Consider the following 17240-nt stretch of genomic DNA (forward strand, 5'->3'; position numbering starts at 1 on the left):
ATTGCCGCGCGAAGCTGGTCAGAGCCGTGATTCGGCGACCGTGATCTTCATCCGCTTGCGCAGCGACTTGAGCATGCCACTGGCATCCTCGTTGCCCGCAAGCTGCGCCAGCTGCTGCTGCAGGGCCGTCCGCTCCTGCTCCGACGCTTCCTTCGGATCGCCGGGCGTGACCTTGGTCACCGCAAACACCACCGCGCTGCCGTTATCCAGTACCACCCGGCCGGGCGACACCTTGCCTGTCGCGGGCACCGGCACCTCGAAATAGGCCTCGGTCGCGGCCGGATCCGGCACCGGTACGCCGCGCGGCACGTTCGGCACGTCCTGCGCGGTCAGACCGTTCGCCGACGCCAATGCGGACAGCGCTTCTCCGCCCTTGAGCTTGGCGACCATCGCGTCGGCCGCTGCCTGCGTGGCCTTGCGCATGCGGTCGCCGCGGATCTCGGCGGCCACCCTGTCCTTCACTTCCGTCAGCGCCAGCGCGCGTTCCGGCGTGTGCTGGGTGACGCGGATCACCACGCTGTGGCCGGGCGCGATTTCGATCGGGTCGCTCACCGTCCCGTCCTGGATCAGCGATTCGGAGAACGCCGCGCGGACCACCGCCTGGCTGGCGGCAACGCCGGTGCCCTGCCCGCGCGCAAACGGCCCGAGCTTCTGCACCGGAAGGTTCACCGCGCGTGCTGCGGGCGCGAGCGCACTGGGATTCTTCAGCACCTGGTCGACCAGCTTGCCGGTCAACTCGTTGAATGCACGCTCGCGGTCGACATCGGCCTGTTCCCGCGCGAGTTCGTCGCGCGCGTCCTCGAACGAGGTCTGCTTGCCGCTCCTGACTTCGCGCAGCTGGATCACATGCCAGCCGAACTCGGTCTTGACCGGCTCGCTCACGTCGCCGGCCTGCATCGCGAACAGCGCGTCCTCGAACGGCTTGACCATGCCGCCGTCGTGCGCCACCCAGCCGAGGTCGCCGCCGTTTTCCTTCGAACCGGCATCGTCGGATTCCGCGCGGGCGAGCGCGGCGAAATCCGCGCCCGGCTTGCGTGCTTCCGCGGCGACCCTGGCAGCCTTTTCTTCCGCTGCCTTCTGCGCCTTGGCGTCCGCCCCCGGGGCGACGTTGACCAGGATATGCGAGGCAAGCCGCTGCTCGGGATCGACGAAACGCGCCTTTTCCTGCTCATAGCGTGCACGCAGGGCGGCTTCGTCGGCCACGGCCGCGACGGGCAGCGCGGTCGAATCGATGTCCACGTACTCGATCGAAACGGTCTCCGGCGCGCGGTACTCGGCCTTGTGGGCGTCGTACCAGCGGCTGGCTTCCTCATCGGTGACCGGGGCGGTGTCCTCGGCCGGCGCCGGCAGCACGACGAACGACACGTCGCGACGCTCGCCGATCAGCTTCATCAGCCGATCCATCTGCGATGGGGTGACGAACGCGGAGGCCGCCACCTGGCTGGCCACCAGCGACTGTTGCAGGCCCTCGCGGACGTTCTGTTCGAAGCCGCGCGGCGACATCGCCGGCACCTGCGACGCCAGCGCGAGTTGGTAGCGTTGCGGATCGAACTTGCCGTCGACCTGGAACGCGGGGATCGACTGGATCACGTCGCGAACCTGCGCATCGCTCACTGCAATGCCGGCGCGCTTGGCGGACATCCGCATCACCAGCTGGTCGACCAGCCCGTCAAGCACCTTGCGCTTGTTGTCGATGCTTTCGAACTCGCGCGGATCGAAGTTGTCGCCCAGCGCCTGGCGCTGCTGCTGGCGCGCCTGCTCGAATGCGTCGCGGAACTCGTTCTGGTCGATCTCGTCGCGCTGCCACAGCATCGTCGCCGGCCACCAGGACGGCGCCGACTGCCACCACTTCGGCGGCGCCTCGACCTTGGCCGCGAACGTCTGGTTGCTCTGGAACAGGTACTGCTCCATGCCGAAGAAGGCAAACGGAATGCACAGCAGGCCAAGGATCACCATGGCGATCCAGCCCGAGGTTTTTTCGCGGAGTTTCTGCAGCATCGGTCGGGAATGTCGGGACGAAGCGGGCCAGTTTACCTGCAATGGGCCCGCCAGGCCCCACTTGGGCGACGGCACAAAAAAAGAGGGCACCGTTTCCGGTGCCCTCTTCAGATGATTGGCGGAGTGGACGGGACTCGAACCCGCGACCTCCGGCGTGACAGGCCAGCATTCTAACCAACTGAACTACCACTCCGCTTTTCTTGAACTTCGCGCCTCGCCCGACTGGTGGGTGCTGAGGGTTTCGAACCCCCGACCCTCTCCGTGTAAAGGAGACGCTCTACCGCTGAGCTAAGCACCCGGTGCCTGGCTTGGCCGGGACAACTCACCCGGCCGGCGGGCTGATCAGTTTACGGCATCCTTGAGCGCCTTGCCAGCCTTGAATGCAGGATTTTTTGCGGCGGCGATCTGGATCTCCTCGCCGGTCCGCGGGTTGCGGCCGGTGCGGGCTGCCCGGTCGCGCACGTCGAAGGTGCCGAAGCCGATCAGGTTGACGCTCTCGCCCGCCTTCAGCGCACCGGTGATCGAGCCGACCACGGCATCGACCGCACGGCCGGCGTCGGCCTTGGACAGGCCGGAATGGGCGGCGACGGCATCGATCAATTCGTTCTTGTTCATTGGATTGGAAACTCCCTGTGCGGACAATCGCCCGCTGATGGTGGTGGCCGGATTGCCCTGCGCACAGCACAGGCCTACCGGACCTTGTTGACCCGATGCACGTACGTTTACTGCTTCGTGGTTGTGGCCGTTATACCAGTGGGGTATGGGGTGCGCAACACGAAAAAAGCGCGGAAAACGCCGGGCTTCCGTGCATTTTCATGGCAAACGGAAAAACGTCAATGCTTGACATCCGCAGGCCTGGACGCCTTGCCCGATTCCCGCCGCACCTCTTCCACGCCTTCGGCGACCACCTTGGGCGCAAGCGGCCGTTCGAGCGCGAGGTCGAGCACCTCGTCGATCCACTTCACCGGCACGATCTTCATCGTCTGGGTGACGTTCTTCGGAATGTCGGCCAGGTCCTTGCGGTTCTCCTCCGGGATGATCACGGTGCGGATCCCGCCGCGCAATGCGGCGAGCAGTTTTTCCTTCAGTCCGCCGATCGCCGTGACCTTGCCGCGCAGGGTGATTTCGCCGGTCATCGCCACGTCCGCGCGCACCGGGATCTTGGTCAGGGTCGAGACCAGCGATGTCGCCATGGCGATGCCGGCACTCGGCCCGTCCTTCGGGGTCGCGCCGTCGGGCACGTGCACGTGCACGTCGAGCTTCTGCAGGAAATCGAGTTCGATGCCGAGCCGGTCGGTGCGCGCGCGCACCACCGACAACGCCGCCGAAGCCGACTCCTTCATCACGTCGCCGAGCTGGCCGGTGAGGATCAGGTTGCCCTTGCCCGGCACCAGGGTCGATTCGATTTGCAGCAGGTCGCCGCCGACTTCGGTCCACGCAAGGCCGGTGACCAGGCCGATCTCGTTGTCCTGCTCCGCGCGGCCATAGTCGAAGCGCTGCACGCCTAGGTACTTCTCGAGATTCTTCGAAGTCACGCTGAGCGCGCGCGGCTTCTTCTTCCGCGCCCCCGCCGGCGCCGGTCCCTGCAGCGCGATCTCCTTGACCACCTTGCGGCAGATCTTGGCGATCTCGCGCTCGAGGTTGCGCACGCCGGATTCACGCGTGTAGTAGCGCACGATGTCCTGGATCGCGCTCTCCGCGATCTTCAACTCGCCGTCGCGCAGGCCGTTGGCCTTCATCTGCTTGGGCACCAAGTAACGCATCGCGATGTTGATCTTCTCGTCCTCGGTGTAACCGGGGATGCGGATGACTTCCATGCGGTCGAGCAGCGGACCGGGGATGTTGAGCGAGTTGGAGGTCGCCACGAACATCACTTCGGACAGGTCGAGATCGACTTCCAGGTAATGGTCGTTGAAGGAATTGTTCTGCTCCGGATCAAGCACTTCCAGCAGCGCCGAGGACGGATCGCCACGGAAGTCCATCGACATCTTGTCGATCTCGTCGAGCATGAACAGCGGGTTCTTCGTGCCGACCTTGGTGAGGTTCTGCACGATGCGGCCCGGCATCGAGCCGACATAGGTGCGGCGGTGGCCACGGATCTCGGCCTCGTCGCGCACGCCGCCGAGCGACATGCGCACGAACTTGCGGTTGGTGGCCTTGGCGATCGACTGCCCGAGCGAGGTCTTGCCCACGCCCGGCGGGCCGACCAGACACAGGATCGCGCCCTTCATCTGCTTCACGCGGGTCTGCACCGCGAGGTACTCGAGGATGCGCTCCTTGACCTTCTCCAGCCCGTAATGGTCGGCGTCGAGCACTTCCTGCGCGGCGGCGAGGTCCTTGCGCACCTTGCTGCGCTTCTTCCACGGCACGCCAAGCACCCAATCCAGGTAATTGCGCACCACGGCGGCCTCGGCCGACATCGGCGACATCTGCTTGAGCTTGTTGAACTCCGAGCGCGCCTTCGCCTCGACCGCCTTGGGCATGCCCGCCTCGGCGATCTTGCGCGCGATCTCCTCGATGTCATTCGGCGCGTCGTCGATCTCGCCGAGCTCCTTCTGGATCGCCTTCATCTGCTCGTTGAGGTAGTACTCGCGCTGGCTCTTCTCCATCTGCGACTTCACCCGGCCGCGGATGCGCTTCTCCATCTGCTGCACGTCGATCTCGCCGTCGACGAAGCCGACCAGCAGCTCGAGCCGGTCGGCGACGTCGATGGTGTCGAGCAAGCGCTGCTTGTCGGCCAGGCGCACGCCCAGGTGCGCGGCGATGGTGTCGGCCAGGCGGCCCGGTTCATCGATGCCAGACAGCGTCTGCAGCAGTTCCGGCGGCAGCTTGCGGTTGGTCTTGACGTACTGCTCGAACAGGCTCATCAGCGAGCGAGCGACGGCCTCGACCTCGCGCGGGTCACGCGTGGCGGTCGATTCCACCGCGACGCCGCGGCCCGACAGGCAACCGTCGCGTTCACCGACGTTGCCCACGCGCACGCGCGCCACGCCCTCGACCAGCACCTTGATCGTGCCGTCGGGAAGCTTGAGCAGCTGCAGCACCTGCGCCAGGGTGCCGATCTCATACAGATCCCCGGCATCGGGATCGTCGGTTTCGGCCGACTTCTGCGCGACCAGCAGGATGCGCTTGTCGGCTTCCATCGCCAGGTCCAGCGCACGGATCGACTTCTCGCGACCCACGAACAGCGGGATCACCATGTGCGGGAAAACGACCACGTCGCGCAGCGGCAGGACGGGCAGGTCCTGTCCCGGACCGGATCCGGGGTCGAGCGTTTCGTGTTCGGCGGGACTGGTCATCGGGACTCCGGAATAGGCTGCGTGCGCGGACACGGCCGCGATGGCTTCGTTATGGGGCGCACGGGCGGAGGATGCAAGCAGGAAGGGCCGCTGGATCGCAGCGGCCCTTCATAATCACTGTTGAATCAAAGGCTTGGCAGGGATTCCCGCGCCACCCCGATGCGCGCGGCCGGTTATTCGGCCGCGGCCACTTTCGGCGCCGCCGGCGGCGTCTGGTAGATCAGGTACGGGTCGGACTTGTGCTCGATCACCGACTCGTCGACGACCACCTTGCTGACGTTCTCCAGCGACGGCAGGTCGTACATCGTGTCCAGCAGCACCGATTCGACGATCGTGCGCAGGCCCCGCGCACCGGTCTTGCGCTTGAGCGCCTTGCGGGCGATGGCCGCGAGCGCGTCCTGGCGGAATTCAAGCTCCACGCCTTCCATGTCGAACAGCTTCTTGAACTGCTTGGTGATGGCGTTCTTCGGCTCGGTCAGGATCTTCACCAGCGCCGCCTCGTCGAGTTCCTCGAGCGTGGCGACCACCGGCAGGCGGCCGACGAATTCCGGGATCAGGCCGAACTTGATCAGGTCCTCGGGCTCGACGTCGGCCAGCACCTTGCCGACCTCGACCTTGCGCTCGGCACTCTTGAGCTTGGCGCCGAAGCCGATGCCGCTGGCGTCGGTGCTGCGCTGCTGGATGATCTTGTCGAGACCGGCGAATGCGCCGCCGACGATGAACAGGATATTGCGGGTATCGACCTGTAGGAATTCCTGCTGCGGGTGCTTGCGCCCGCCCTGCGGCGGCACGCTGGCGACGGTGCCTTCGATCAGCTTCAGCAGCGCCTGCTGCACGCCCTCGCCGGACACGTCGCGGGTGATCGACGGGTTTTCGCTCTTGCGCGAGATCTTGTCGATCTCGTCGATGTAGACGATGCCCTGCTGCGCCTTGTCGACGTCGTAGTCGCACTTCTGCAGCAGCTTCTGGATGATGTTCTCCACGTCCTCGCCGACATAGCCGGCTTCGGTCAGCGTGGTGGCATCGGCCATGGTGAACGGCACGTTGAGCATGCGGGCCAGGGTTTCGGCCAGCAGGGTCTTGCCCGAGCCGGTCGGGCCGACCAGCAGGATGTTGGACTTGGCCAGCTCGACGTCGTCGTTCTTCTGCCGGCTCTCGATGCGCTTGTAGTGGTTGTACACGGCGACCGCCAGCGTGCGCTTGGCGCGGGACTGGCCGATCACGTACTGGTCGAGGACCTCGAGGATCTCCTTCGGCTTGGGCAGCGAGCTGCGCGCCGACTGCGCCTTCTCCTCGAGCTCCTCGCGGATGATGTCGTTGCACAGCTCGACGCATTCGTCGCAGATGAACACGCTCGGGCCCGCAATGAGCTTGCGCACCTCGTGCTGGCTCTTCCCGCAAAACGAGCAATACAGGATCTTGCTGTTGTCGCCGGAACGGCCTTGTCGGTCTTCGGTCATGCCTTTGGTCGATCTTTGCGGATTACGGTTCGAGAATAGCATAGCGTCCGCTCCCGCAAGCGCGGGGGCGGAACGCTCGATGCTTCAATGAAATCAGCCAGTTACGCCGGCTGGATGGAGTCTTCCGGACGCCGCTCGAGGACCTCGTCGACCAGCCCGTATTCCCGGGCCGCCTCGGCGCTCTTGAAGTTGTCGCGCTCGGTGTCGTTGGCGATGGTCTCGAAAGACTGCCCGGTGTGGCGGGCAAGGATCTCGTTCAGACGCTGGCGCAGGGTCAGGATCTCGCGGGCCTGGATCTCGATGTCGGTCGCCTGGCCCTGCGAGCCGCCGGACGGCTGGTGGATCATCACCCGCGAGTTGGGCAGCGCGTAGCGCTTGCCCTTGGCGCCGGCTGCCAGCAGCAGCGCGCCCATGCTCGCCGCCTGGCCGATGCAGATCGTGCTCACGTCGGGCTTGATGAACTGCATCGTGTCGTAGATCGACATGCCGGCCGTGACCACGCCGCCGGGCGAGTTGATGTACAGGCTGATGTCCTTCTCGGGGTTTTCCGCCTCGAGGAATAGCATCTGCGCCACGATCACGTTGGCCATGTGGTCGTCGATGGCGCCGACGAGGAAGATCACCCGCTCCTTCAACAGGCGCGAGTAGATGTCGTAGGCGCGTTCGCCACGGCTGGTCTGTTCGACCACCATGGGGACGAGGTTCAAGGCTTTGGTTTCGTGGCTCACTCGATTCAACTCCCGATCGCTTCCTGGAAGGTCATGGCCTGCTCGGTGTGCTGGGCGCGCTCGGCGATCCAGTCGATCACCTGCTCTTCCATCACCCGGTTCTGCAGTCCCGACATGAGTTGGGGGTCGTTGCGGTACAACTCAACGACCTGATCGGGTTCCTCGTAGGTCGAGGCGATCAGGCGCAGCGTCTCGTTCAGGCGCTTGGGGTCCAGGCGCAGTTCATTGCGGCGGGCAACCTCGCCCACCACCAGGCCAACCAAGACGCGCTTGCGGGCCGCGTCCATGAAGCCTTCATGCGCGTTGTCCGGCACTTCGGCCTGTTGGCCCTGGCGACGCGCCTGCTCGACCGCCTGCTGGAGCATCGCACGCGCTTCGTTCTCGACCAGCTTCGGCGGCATCTCGACGTCCGCATACGCGGTGACCAGGTTCTCGCCGACCTCGCGGCGCAGGCGGTTCATCAGCGCCCCCTTGAGCTCGCGCTCGAGGTTGGTGCGGATGTCGGCCCGGAACTGGTCCAGCTCGCCGCTCTTGACCCCGAAGCTGCGGATGAAGGCGGCATCGGCTTCCGGCAGCACCTGCTCGGACACCTGCTCGATCTTCACGTGCACCTGCGCGGCCTTGCCGGCCAGCTGCGGCACGCGCCAGTCCGCCGGGAAGGTGACGTCGACGGTCTTCTCGTCGCCCTTGGCCATGCCGACCAGCGCGTTCTCGATCTCGGGGTACATGCCGCCGGTGCCGATCACGGTCACGCCGCGCTCGGCGCCCTCGGCCGGCAGGCGCTCGTCGCCGACCTGCGACCAGGTCTCCACGTCGACGGCATCCTCGGCCTGGGCCGGGCGCGTCACCGCGGTCCAGCTGCGGCGCTGCATGCGCAGGTTCTCGATCATGCGGTCGATGTCGGCCTCGGTCACCTCCGCCGTGTGGCGGGCGACGTTGAGCTTGGAGACGTCGATCTCGCCGAAGTCCGGCACCACTTCGAACGTGGCCACGTAGGCCAGTTCCTTGTCGCCGCCGTCCTCGCTGCGCTCGATCTTCGGGCTGCCGGCCAGGCGCAGGGCGTTGTCGCGCACGGCCTCGTCGAAGCCTTCGCGCAGCAGGCCGTCCAGGACCTCGTCGCGCACCTGCTTGCCGAAGCGCTGCTCGATGACCTTCGCCGGTATCTTGCCGGGACGGAAACCCTTGATGCGGGCCGTGCGCGCGATCTCGCGCAGGCGACCGCCCACCTGGTCCTCGAGGCGCTCCGCCGGCAGGCGGAACGTCATGCGGCGCTCGAGATTGCCCAGGGATTCAACCGAAACTTGCATACCCTCTCCTGCGATCCGCGAGGCCTTCGCGGGATGATGTTGGAAACCATGTGCCGGGCGGCGAAAGGCCCGCAATGAGCCCGCCGGACAGCGGAACGGTCTAGTTTCGCTGATTCCGGGCCCGGCCGCCAGCCGGAATCCGCGCGCGCGCGTTGACAGCGGATCGTACGCTCCGGACAATGGCCGGCCTTCCGCGGACGTGGCATCGCCGGGGAACCCGAACCAACCGTGCGGCACCGGCGGGGTATAGCGCAGTCTGGTAGCGCGCCTGCTTTGGGAGCAGGATGTCGGGGGTTCGAATCCCTCTACCCCGACCATCCGCCGACCGCCCTCTCCGGCCCGCTATCATGCGCCCAGGCGCCCGTAGCTCAACCGGATAGAGCACCGGCCTTCTAAGCCGGTGGTTGCAGGTTCGAGTCCTGCCGGGCGCGCCACGCCGGACCGGGTATTCCCGGTGGATTCACGTTGGGCCGTACGCCCGACGCGTCGCGACAACGCACTACCGGCTTCCGGCAATTCTGGATGTCGGCGGGAAGCCCGGGGAAACGGGCTTTCCGGAATGCTCCAATGGTGGCTGTAGCTCAGTTGGTTAGAGTCCTGGATTGTGATTCCAGATGTCGGGGGTTCGAGTCCCCTCAGCCACCCCACCCTTGCAGCGAGCCCGGAAGCAGGATGCACCGGGACCGCGATCGGCCACGATGATCAGGTCGGCAAAAAGAATTGTCGCGCGATGCGCGGCTGCGTTATTATTCGAGTTCGGGGCCGTTAGCTCAGTTGGTAGAGCAGTTGACTCTTAATCAATAGGTCCAAGGTTCGAATCCTTGACGGCCCACCAAACTTCAGGCGCCCGGGCAACCGGGCGCTTTTTTTGTTGCCGGGTTCATGCCGGCGCGTAAGATGCGCCTGCGCCGCCTGGCGCCCGGTATCGCGAAAGTGGCGGAATTGGTAGACGCCCTGGTTTTAGGTACCAGTGCCGCAAGGCGTGGGGGTTCGAGTCCCCCCTTTCGCACCAGCCCGATCTCCATCCCATCGGCATTCACGCCAGGGCGACCTTGAAACCGGCTGCCCTGTATCCTCATATCTGGCCTGAACAGACACTCCTTGCGAGGACTCCAATGCGTAGCGGCAACCCGGCTTTGAAGGAATCCACCTTCCTCGACCTTGGCAGCGGTACCGTCGTCTCGCGCGCCAGCGGCGCGATGACCCTGAACGGCACGGTCAACAAGACCGGGCTCCTGCTCGTGCTGGCCGTGATCACCGCGGCGTTCGCCTGGAACCAGGTCGAGGTCACCGCGGAAGGCATGACCGGCGGCCTCTATGTCTGGGGCGGCCTGATCGGCGGCTTCATCCTCGCCATGGTCACGGTGTTCAAGAAGGAATGGGCGCCGGTCACCGCGCCGATGTACGCACTGGTGGAAGGCCTCTTCCTCGGCGGCATCTCCGCAGTCTTCGAGGCCAGGTATCCCGGCATCGCGTTCCAGGCCGTGCTGCTGACCTTCGGCACGCTGTTCGCGCTGCTGTTCGCCTATCGCTCGGGCCTGATCAAGGCCACCGAGAACTTCAAGATGGGCGTGGTTGCGGCGACCGGCGGCATCGCGCTGGTCTACCTGGCGACGATCGTGCTGGGCTTCTTCGGAGTCGATATCCCGATGATCCACGGCAACGGCATCGTCGGCATCGGCTTCAGCCTGTTCGTGGTGGTGATCGCCGCGCTCAACCTGGTGCTGGACTTCGACTTCATCGAGACCGGCGTCGAGCGCGGCGCGCCGAAGTACATGGAGTGGTACGGCGCGTTCGGCCTGATGGTCACGCTGGTGTGGCTGTACATCGAGTTCCTGCGGCTGCTGTCGAAGCTGCAGTCGCGCAACTGACACTGTCAGCCGCGGACGGAAGAAGGCGCTTCGGCGCCTTTTTTCGTTCCCTGCTCCATGTCGGAGGCGCGTAGCCGAATCGAGCACTGCAGGAGCGGCTTCAGCCGCGAGCTTTCGCAGGACGCATCGCGCCCAACAAAGCTCGCGGCTGAAGCCGCTCCTGCAAGAGCACTAGCGCACAAGCGCGCTCGCCCGGCCTAAACGGCATCGGGCAACGTAACAGTCGACCTGCTGCGCGCGGGCCAGAGCATGAAGCCGATCGCCACCGCAGCCAGGATCCAGCAGTAGTACACCTTGCCGGCCAGCGCCAGCGGCGACACCGCGGCCAGCGAGCCGGCCAGCAGGATCTGCGCGCCGTAGGGCAGCACGCCCTGGACCACGCAGGCAAAGATGTCGAGCAGGCTGGCCGAACGCTTCGGCGTGATGCCGTGGCGCTGCGCGATGTCCTTCGCCACCCCGCCGCCGACCAGGATGGCCACGGTGTTGTTGGCGGTGAAGGCATCGCCCAGCGCCGCGAGCGCAGCGATGCTGAATTCTCCCGTCCGTCGCCCCGTGTGTCCCCGCGCGAAGCGGGCGATCGCATCGGCCAGCCACTGCAGGCCGCCGCTCGCCTTGGCCAACGCCGCAAGGCCGCCGATCAACAGCGACAGCAGGGTGATCTCGACCATGCTTTCGTAGCCGCCGTAGATGTCGCCGGCGAAGGCCTGCCAGTCGTAGCCGGGCGACAGCAAGAAACCGAACGCGCCGGCCAGCGCGATGCCGATCCCCAGCACCACGATCACGTTGAGTCCGCTCAGCGCCAGCACCAGCACCGCCAGGTACGGCACCACCAGCCACTTCGAGGCCGCGTCGGACGCCTCGACCGGCGCCGCGTCGCCAAGGAAGCCGAGCAGCACGGCCGTCGCAAGCGCGGCAGGCAGCGCGATCTTGAAGTTCTCGCGGAACTTGTCGCGCATCTCGCAGCCTTGGCTGCGGGTGGCGGCGATGGTGGTGTCGGAGATCACCGACAGGTTGTCACCGAACATCGCGCCGCCGATCACCGCGCCCACGACCAGCGCGCGATCCAGCCCGGCGGCATCGGCAACGCCAAGCGCGATGGGCACCGTCGCCGCGATCGTGCCCATCGAGGTGCCGATCGACAGCGACACGAAACCGGCCACCACGAACAGCCCCGGCAAGATCAGTGCCGGCGGCAGCGCGCCCAGTCCCAGCGCGACCACGGCATCGACCGCACCGATCGCCTTGGAGACCATCGCGAACGCGCCCGCGAGCAGGAAGATCAGGCACATCATCACGACGTTGCTGTCGCCCATCCCCGCCAGCAACGTGTCGAGCGCCTTGATGCCGCGCCGGTGCGCCAGCCACGCGGCGAGCGCCAGCGCCGGCAGGATCGCCACCGGTGCGCGCAGCTGGTAGAAGCCCATGGCTTCGCCCTGCAGCGTGAACCAGATGCCGGCGCCGAAGAACAGCGCCAGGAACAGCAGCAGCGGGGTCAGAGCGATGGGGCTCGGGCGTGCTTTCATCGCTTTATCCGGATAAAGGGATTGGCGATTGTGCGGCGCAGCACCGACGCTGTCCACGGCCGGAAATGGAAAAGCGGCGTTCCAGCAACGGGGCGAATCCGTGGTTTTACGGATGCCGGCAGCCAATGAAGGCGCGGTGCGCCCTTTCGAGCCGGAACTGGTCAGTCATCCCCGGCGCGCTTGTTTTCAGGCGTTCAGAGTTGCGGACCACTGTCGTCATCCCCCGCGAAGGCGGGGATCCAGGGACTTTCCGACGTTACGGCGAGAGCAAATCCCCTCGCCCCTCTTCGAATGGAAAGACCGGCAGGGACACTGATCAGGAAGGCCCCGGAAACGGAACGGGGCGCCGAAGCGCCCCGTCGAGGAACCCATGCAGCCTGGATCAGGCAGCCGCGCGGCTGGCGATCGCCTTGGCGAACGACATCGTGGTGCCGGTGCCGCCCAGGTCCGGCGTCAGCGAATCCTTCGCCTCCAGCGTGGCGACGATGGCCGCGCGCAGCTTCGTGGCCTGCTCCGGCATGCCCAAGTGGTCGAGCATCTGCGCCGCACCCAGCAGCAGCGCGCAGGGGTTGGCGACGCCCTTGCCGGCGATGTCGGGGGCCGAGCCATGCACCGCCTCGAACACCGCAACGTCGGTGCCGATGTTGGCGCCCGGGGCCAGGCCGAGGCCGCCGACGAGGCCGGCGCACAGGTCGGAGATGATGTCGCCGAACAGGTTGGTGGTGACGATGATGTCGAACTGCTCCGGCCGCATCACCAGCTGCATGCAGGTGTTGTCGACGATCAGCTCGTTGCACTCGATCTCCGGATACTGCGCCGCCACTTCGCGCGCGACCTTCAGGAACAGGCCCGAGGTCGACTTCAGGATGTTGGCCTTGTGCACCACCGTGACCTTCTTGCGGCCGGTACGGCGCGCGAGGTCGAAGGCGTAGCGGACGATGCGCTCGGAGCCCTTGCGGGTGGTGCGGGTGATCGAGGTCGCGGTGTCGCCGTCGGCCGACACTTCCTGGCCTTCGGCGCTGTACGCGCCCTCGGTGTTCTCGCGCACGGTGATCAGGTCCACGCCGCTGGGGAAGCGCGACTTGGTGTTCGGGAAGGAGATCGCCGGGCGCACGTTGGCGTACAGGTCGAAGCGCTTGCGCAACTCGACGTTGATCGAGGAGAAGCCCTCGCCGACCGGCGTGGTCAGCGGGCTCTTGAGCGCGACCTTGTTCTTGCGGATCGAGTCCATGGTCGCCTGCGGCAGCAGCTCGCCATGCTTGTCGAGCGCGGCCATCCCGGCGTCGGCGGGTTCATACACGAGCCCGAGGCCCATGGCGTCGAGCACGTGCAGGGTGGCGTCCATGATTTCCGGGCCGATGCCATCGCCGCGGATGACGGTAATCGTGTGGGACATGCGTATGGGGTCCATGCAGAAGGACGCCGGGGCGGGGGTGCCGGGCGTCGGAGGCGAAAAACAGCCGCTTATTATGCCGGATGGCGCGCAAGCCCGCCCGTGCGCGCGTTCATACGAACGTCGTAGCAGCCCCCGCCGTCACGTTGCGGCGCGGCTCAGCCGTGGTCGTGCGCGTCCGGTGCGGTGGCCCCGCCCTGCTCCAGCCGATCCAGGAAATCCACCGCCCGGCGCAGGTGCGGGATCACGATGCTCCCACCGACCACCAGCCCCACGGAGAACGCCTCGAACATCTCGTCGCGGTTGACCCCGGCATCGCGGCACTGGGCCACGTGGTAGCTGATGCAGTCGTCGCAACGCAGCACCAGCGAGGCCACCAGGCCCAGCAGTTCCTTGGTTTTCACGTCGAGCGCGCCGGCCTGGTAGGCCTGGGTGTCGAGCGCGAAGAAACGGCGCACCACCTGGTTGGGCTCGGCCAGGATGCGGTCGTTCATGCGCTGGCGGAATTCGGTGAACTCGGCGATGCGGTCGCCCTCGCCCTTTCCTTCAGCGCCACTCACGGGGTTTCTCCCGCCAGCAACGGCTCGAGCTTGCCGGCGCGGTGCAGCGCCATCAGGTCGTCATAGCCGCCCACGTGGGTGTCGCCGATGAAGATCTGCGGCACGCTGGTGCGGCGGGCGAGCGCGACCATTTTTTCGCGCTCGGCCGGATCGGTGTCGATCCGCACTTCGTTCCAGCCCAGGCCGCGGCTCTTGAGGAAGTTCTTCGCGGCCATGCAGTAGCCGCAGACGGCGCTGGTGTAGAGGGTGATCTGCGGGTCGGACGGGGCATTCAAGGCGGGCTCCTGAAACTCGGCGGGCGGGACATGGTCGAATGATGCGGCCCGGATGCCAACCTGCAACCTCCGCGCATGGAACGCTGAATGATCGCGCGTGCCGGGTTAACCGCGGATTCACGCGGCTCGACGCGCCCCTCGCCATCCTGCACGCTGTCCCTCGTGCTCCGCCGACCGTTCTCCACCGAAGAGACCCCATGCGCCTACCTGTCGCCGTTGCCGCCCTGATGTTCGCAGTCGCCAGCGTGTGCGCGCCCGCGCAGGAGGGCGCACGCCTGCCGGACATCGGTTCCTCCGCCGGCACCGTGCTCAGCCCCGCCGACCAGAAGGCCTATGGCCAGATGATGCTGAGCCAGCTGCGCAACTACGACTACATCCTCGAGGACCCGCTGATCGACACCTGGCTGCGCGGGCTCGGCAACCGGCTCGCGGCCGCCAGCGACGACCCGAAGCAGGACTTCACCTTTTTCATGATGAGGGACCGCCAGGTCAACGCGTTCGCCACCGTGGGCGGCTACGTCGGCGTCAACGCGGGTCTCGTGCTGGTGGCCGACACCGAGGACGAAGTCGCCGGCGTGCTCGGCCACGAGATCGCGCACGTCACCCAGTCGCACGTGCTGCGCAGCGTCGAGCGCGCGCAACGCGACAGCGTGCCGATCCTGCTGGCGATGCTGGGCGCGATCGCGATTGCGCAGTCCGGCAGCAGTTCGTCGGGCGATGCGGCCATGGCCGCCATGGCCAGCGCCCAGGGCATCGCCGCGCAGCGCCAGATCAACTACACCCGCAGCAACGAGTCGGAAGCCGACCGGATCGGCATCCGCACCATGGCCCGCAGCGGCTACGACCCCCTCGCGATGGCGCAGATGTTCGAGCGCATGCAGGCGCTGGAGCGCAGCAACCAGGGCGGCGAGAAGGACCGCACGCCCGATTACCTGCGCAGCCACCCGGTCAACACCACCCGCATCGCCGAAGCCAAGCAGCGCGCCGCGAAGATGGAGAACGGAGACACCCGCTTCACGCCGGCCTTCACCGTCAGCGACAACCCGCTGCTGCCTTCCTCGCTGCAGATCAGCACCGCACCGTCGGGCAGCGACAGCGTGCAGTTCGGCTGGGTACGCGAGCGCCTGCGAGTGCTCAGTGCCAACACGCCCACGGCGGCGGTCAACGAATACGGGCGCATGCGCCGCGCCGGCAAGCTCAGCGCCGCGCAGCGCTACGGCCTGGCCTACGCACACCTGCTCGCCGGCCACGGCGACGATGCGGTGAAGGAACTGGAACCGCTGCTGGACCAGTACCCGGGCGACACCTGGCTGCTGCTGGCGATGGGCCAGGCCCAGGCCCGGGCCGGCAATCCGGCCGCTGCCGACGCGGTCTTCGAGGACATGCTGGCGCGGATGCCGCGCAACCGCGCGGTCGCGCTGACCTACGCCGGGGTGCTGGCCGAACGCAACAACGCCGCCGCGGGCAAGCGTGCGCAGGATGTGCTGCGGCCGCTGCTGGCCGGCGCCGGCGACGACCCGCTGTTCCAGAGCACCTTCGCGCGGGTGAACGAGATCGCCGGCGACCCGATCCGCGCCGGCGAGGCCTGGGCCGAGGCCGCGTACCTCAACGGTCGCCCGGAACGGGCCCTGGTCCAGCTCAACAACCTGAAGAAGCGCAGCGACCTGGACTATTACGCCCGCGCCCGCATCGACGCGCGCATCGCCGCGATCACGCCAGCGGTGCTGGAACTGCGGCGCCAGGGCGTTCGCGACCCGGACCTCGATCGTCGCTGACAGCGGTCGCTGGCGGCCGCCGCCAACGACTGTCACGTACCTGTCACAAAAACGTAGTCTACTGGCCGCACCGGAAAACCCACGGAACGGCAGACGCGCCACGCCATGCAAAAACGCATCCTGATCGTCGACGACGAACCCGCCATCCGCGAGATGGTCGCCTTTGCCCTGCGCAAGGGCGAATACGAACCGGCGCACGCCGGCGACGCACGCGAGGCGCAGGAATCGATTGCCGACCGCGTCCCGGACCTGATCCTGCTCGACTGGATGCTCCCGGGCACCAGCGGCATCGAGCTGGCGCGCCGCTGGCGCCGCGACGACCTGACCCGCGAAATCCCGATCATCATGCTCACCGCGCGCGGCGAGGAAAACGATCGCGTCGGCGGCCTGGAGGCCGGTGTCGACGATTACGTGGTCAAGCCGTTCTCGGCGCGCGAACTGCTGGCGCGCATCCGCGCGGTGATGCGGCGCTCGCGCGACGACGACGAGGACGGCAGCGTCAGCGTCGGCGAACTGCGCATCGACGGCACCGCGCATCGCGTGTTCGCGCACGGCGAACCGGTCCAGATCGGCCCCACCGAATACCGCCTGCTGCACTTCTTCATGACCCATCCCGAGCGCGTCTACACCCGCACCCAGCTGCTCGACCACGTCTGGGGCGGCAACGTCTACGTCGAGGAGCGGACCGTCGACGTCCACATCCGGCGCCTGCGCAAGACGCTGGAACCGTCGGCGCTCGACAACATGGTGCAGACAGTGCGCGGCGCGGGGTATCGATTCTCGGCGTCGACGTGACGGGCCGCGGAATGTGAGGGCCGAAGCATCGGAGTCCGAGTCAGAGCCCGAGCCGGAGTCGAAAACGCATTGGTTGCCGTCATTCCCGCAATTCCCGCTGGAGAACCCTCCGGAGAAACGTGAATCCGGCGACTTTGCCGCTGCCGGCGTTCGGACACCGGAACACCGGGTTGACCGATCGGCACCGTTGGCAAGCACTCCCGCGTTACCGGGCATCCGTCTGTTGAAAGCCACGGGAACGACAAGCAAGGAAGAC

At 66.7% G+C, this 17240-nt stretch carries 13 protein-coding genes and 7 tRNA genes; 8 read left to right on the top strand and 12 right to left on the bottom strand.

What is annotated here, in order from left to right; translation table 11 throughout:
* Positions 1-18: 18 nt before the first annotated feature.
* The 8 genes from ACTJIL_RS07880 to tig form a co-directional block, all read right to left on the bottom strand.
* On the bottom strand, positions 19-1998 hold the full coding sequence (locus ACTJIL_RS07880) for a SurA N-terminal domain-containing protein (RefSeq protein WP_440754982.1): 1980 nt from the start codon (positions 1996-1998) through the stop codon (positions 19-21).
* A gap of 116 nt (positions 1999-2114) precedes the next feature.
* Positions 2115-2191: transfer RNA gene (locus tag ACTJIL_RS07885), tRNA-Asp, on the bottom strand.
* 30 nt (positions 2192-2221) lie between these two features.
* Positions 2222-2296, bottom strand: a tRNA-Val gene (locus ACTJIL_RS07890).
* Between the two features lie 44 nt (positions 2297-2340).
* A complete protein-coding gene (locus ACTJIL_RS07895) occupies positions 2341-2613 on the bottom strand; it encodes an HU family DNA-binding protein (protein WP_440754983.1) in 273 nt (90 codons plus the stop codon).
* 218 nt (positions 2614-2831) lie between these two features.
* Positions 2832-5297, bottom strand: coding sequence for an endopeptidase La (gene lon, locus ACTJIL_RS07900; RefSeq protein ID WP_440754984.1), 2466 nt, complete (start codon positions 5295-5297; stop codon positions 2832-2834).
* Positions 5298-5470: 173 nt separating this feature from the next.
* Positions 5471-6757, bottom strand: a complete 1287-nt coding sequence (gene clpX, locus ACTJIL_RS07905) for an ATP-dependent Clp protease ATP-binding subunit ClpX (protein ID WP_440754985.1) — start codon at positions 6755-6757, stop codon at positions 5471-5473.
* Positions 6758-6858: 101 nt separating this feature from the next.
* On the bottom strand, positions 6859-7485 hold the full coding sequence (clpP, locus tag ACTJIL_RS07910) for an ATP-dependent Clp endopeptidase proteolytic subunit ClpP (protein WP_440754986.1): 627 nt from the start codon (positions 7483-7485) through the stop codon (positions 6859-6861).
* A gap of 5 nt (positions 7486-7490) precedes the next feature.
* Entirely contained in the window at positions 7491-8792 is a 1302-nt protein-coding gene (tig, locus tag ACTJIL_RS07915) for a trigger factor (RefSeq protein ID WP_440754987.1), read from the bottom strand.
* Positions 8793-9032: 240 nt separating this feature from the next.
* Between tig and ACTJIL_RS07920 the strand changes: the two genes are divergently transcribed.
* The 6 genes from ACTJIL_RS07920 to ACTJIL_RS07945 all read left to right on the top strand — a co-directional run bounded on the left by ACTJIL_RS07920 (position 9033) and on the right by ACTJIL_RS07945 (position 10663).
* Positions 9033-9109, top strand: a tRNA-Pro gene (locus ACTJIL_RS07920).
* 40 nt (positions 9110-9149) lie between these two features.
* Positions 9150-9226 (top strand) — tRNA-Arg (locus ACTJIL_RS07925).
* Between the two features lie 136 nt (positions 9227-9362).
* A tRNA-His gene (locus ACTJIL_RS07930) sits at positions 9363-9439 on the top strand.
* Between the two features lie 112 nt (positions 9440-9551).
* Positions 9552-9627: transfer RNA gene (locus ACTJIL_RS07935), tRNA-Lys, on the top strand.
* Between the two features lie 92 nt (positions 9628-9719).
* Positions 9720-9804, top strand: a tRNA-Leu gene (locus ACTJIL_RS07940).
* 103 nt (positions 9805-9907) lie between these two features.
* Complete coding sequence (locus tag ACTJIL_RS07945; protein ID WP_440754988.1) at positions 9908-10663, top strand: Bax inhibitor-1/YccA family protein; 756 nt, start codon at positions 9908-9910, stop codon at positions 10661-10663.
* A gap of 197 nt (positions 10664-10860) precedes the next feature.
* On the opposite strand, the gene ACTJIL_RS07950 is transcribed toward ACTJIL_RS07945, so the two are convergent.
* From ACTJIL_RS07950 to grxC, 4 genes are all read right to left on the bottom strand, one after another.
* The gene (locus tag ACTJIL_RS07950) at positions 10861-12186 is read right to left on the bottom strand and encodes a Na+/H+ antiporter NhaC family protein (RefSeq protein WP_440754989.1); all 1326 of its coding nucleotides are present in this window, start codon (positions 12184-12186) and stop codon (positions 10861-10863) included.
* 382 nt (positions 12187-12568) lie between these two features.
* Complete coding sequence (locus ACTJIL_RS07955) at positions 12569-13582, bottom strand: isocitrate dehydrogenase (RefSeq protein ID WP_440754990.1); 1014 nt, start codon at positions 13580-13582, stop codon at positions 12569-12571.
* A gap of 155 nt (positions 13583-13737) precedes the next feature.
* Positions 13738-14073, bottom strand: coding sequence for a carboxymuconolactone decarboxylase family protein (locus tag ACTJIL_RS07960; RefSeq protein WP_440755877.1), 336 nt, complete (start codon positions 14071-14073; stop codon positions 13738-13740).
* 62 nt (positions 14074-14135) lie between these two features.
* Positions 14136-14414: a glutaredoxin 3 gene (grxC, locus tag ACTJIL_RS07965; protein WP_440754991.1), complete on the bottom strand. Its 279-nt coding sequence runs from the start codon at positions 14412-14414 to the stop codon at positions 14136-14138.
* A 197-nt stretch (positions 14415-14611) separates the two neighbouring features.
* Between grxC and ACTJIL_RS07970 the strand changes: the two genes are divergently transcribed.
* Together ACTJIL_RS07970 and phoB are read left to right on the top strand one after the other, a co-directional pair.
* Entirely contained in the window at positions 14612-16189 is a 1578-nt protein-coding gene (locus tag ACTJIL_RS07970) for a M48 family metalloprotease (RefSeq protein ID WP_440754992.1), read from the top strand.
* Positions 16190-16294: 105 nt separating this feature from the next.
* Positions 16295-16984: a phosphate regulon transcriptional regulator PhoB gene (gene phoB / locus ACTJIL_RS07975; RefSeq protein WP_440754993.1), complete on the top strand. Its 690-nt coding sequence runs from the start codon at positions 16295-16297 to the stop codon at positions 16982-16984.
* The last annotated feature ends 256 nt before the right edge of the window (positions 16985-17240 follow it).

Origin of the sequence: Luteimonas sp. 22616 (assembly GCF_052044325.1) — a bacterium.
GTDB lineage: Bacteria > Pseudomonadota > Gammaproteobacteria > Xanthomonadales > Xanthomonadaceae > Luteimonas.

Bases quoted from the DNA above. Each gene is read 5' to 3' on its own strand.
- ACTJIL_RS07880 (WP_440754982.1), bottom strand. From the start codon at position 1,998: ATGCTGCAGAAACTCCGCGAAAAAACCTCGGGCTGGATCGCCATGGTG.
- ACTJIL_RS07895 (WP_440754983.1), bottom strand. From the start codon at position 2,613: ATGAACAAGAACGAATTGATCGATGCCGTCGCCGCCCATTCCGGCCTG.
- lon (WP_440754984.1), bottom strand. From the start codon at position 5,297: ATGACCAGTCCCGCCGAACACGAAACGCTCGACCCCGGATCCGGTCCG.
- clpX (WP_440754985.1), bottom strand. From the start codon at position 6,757: ATGACCGAAGACCGACAAGGCCGTTCCGGCGACAACAGCAAGATCCTG.
- tig (WP_440754987.1), bottom strand. From the start codon at position 8,792: ATGCAAGTTTCGGTTGAATCCCTGGGCAATCTCGAGCGCCGCATGACG.
- ACTJIL_RS07945 (WP_440754988.1), top strand. From the start codon at position 9,908: ATGCGTAGCGGCAACCCGGCTTTGAAGGAATCCACCTTCCTCGACCTT.
- ACTJIL_RS07950 (WP_440754989.1), bottom strand. From the start codon at position 12,186: ATGAAAGCACGCCCGAGCCCCATCGCTCTGACCCCGCTGCTGCTGTTC.
- ACTJIL_RS07955 (WP_440754990.1), bottom strand. From the start codon at position 13,582: ATGTCCCACACGATTACCGTCATCCGCGGCGATGGCATCGGCCCGGAA.
- ACTJIL_RS07960 (WP_440755877.1), bottom strand. From the start codon at position 14,073: ATGAACGACCGCATCCTGGCCGAGCCCAACCAGGTGGTGCGCCGTTTC.
- ACTJIL_RS07970 (WP_440754992.1), top strand. From the start codon at position 14,612: ATGCGCCTACCTGTCGCCGTTGCCGCCCTGATGTTCGCAGTCGCCAGC.
- phoB (WP_440754993.1), top strand. From the start codon at position 16,295: ATGCAAAAACGCATCCTGATCGTCGACGACGAACCCGCCATCCGCGAG.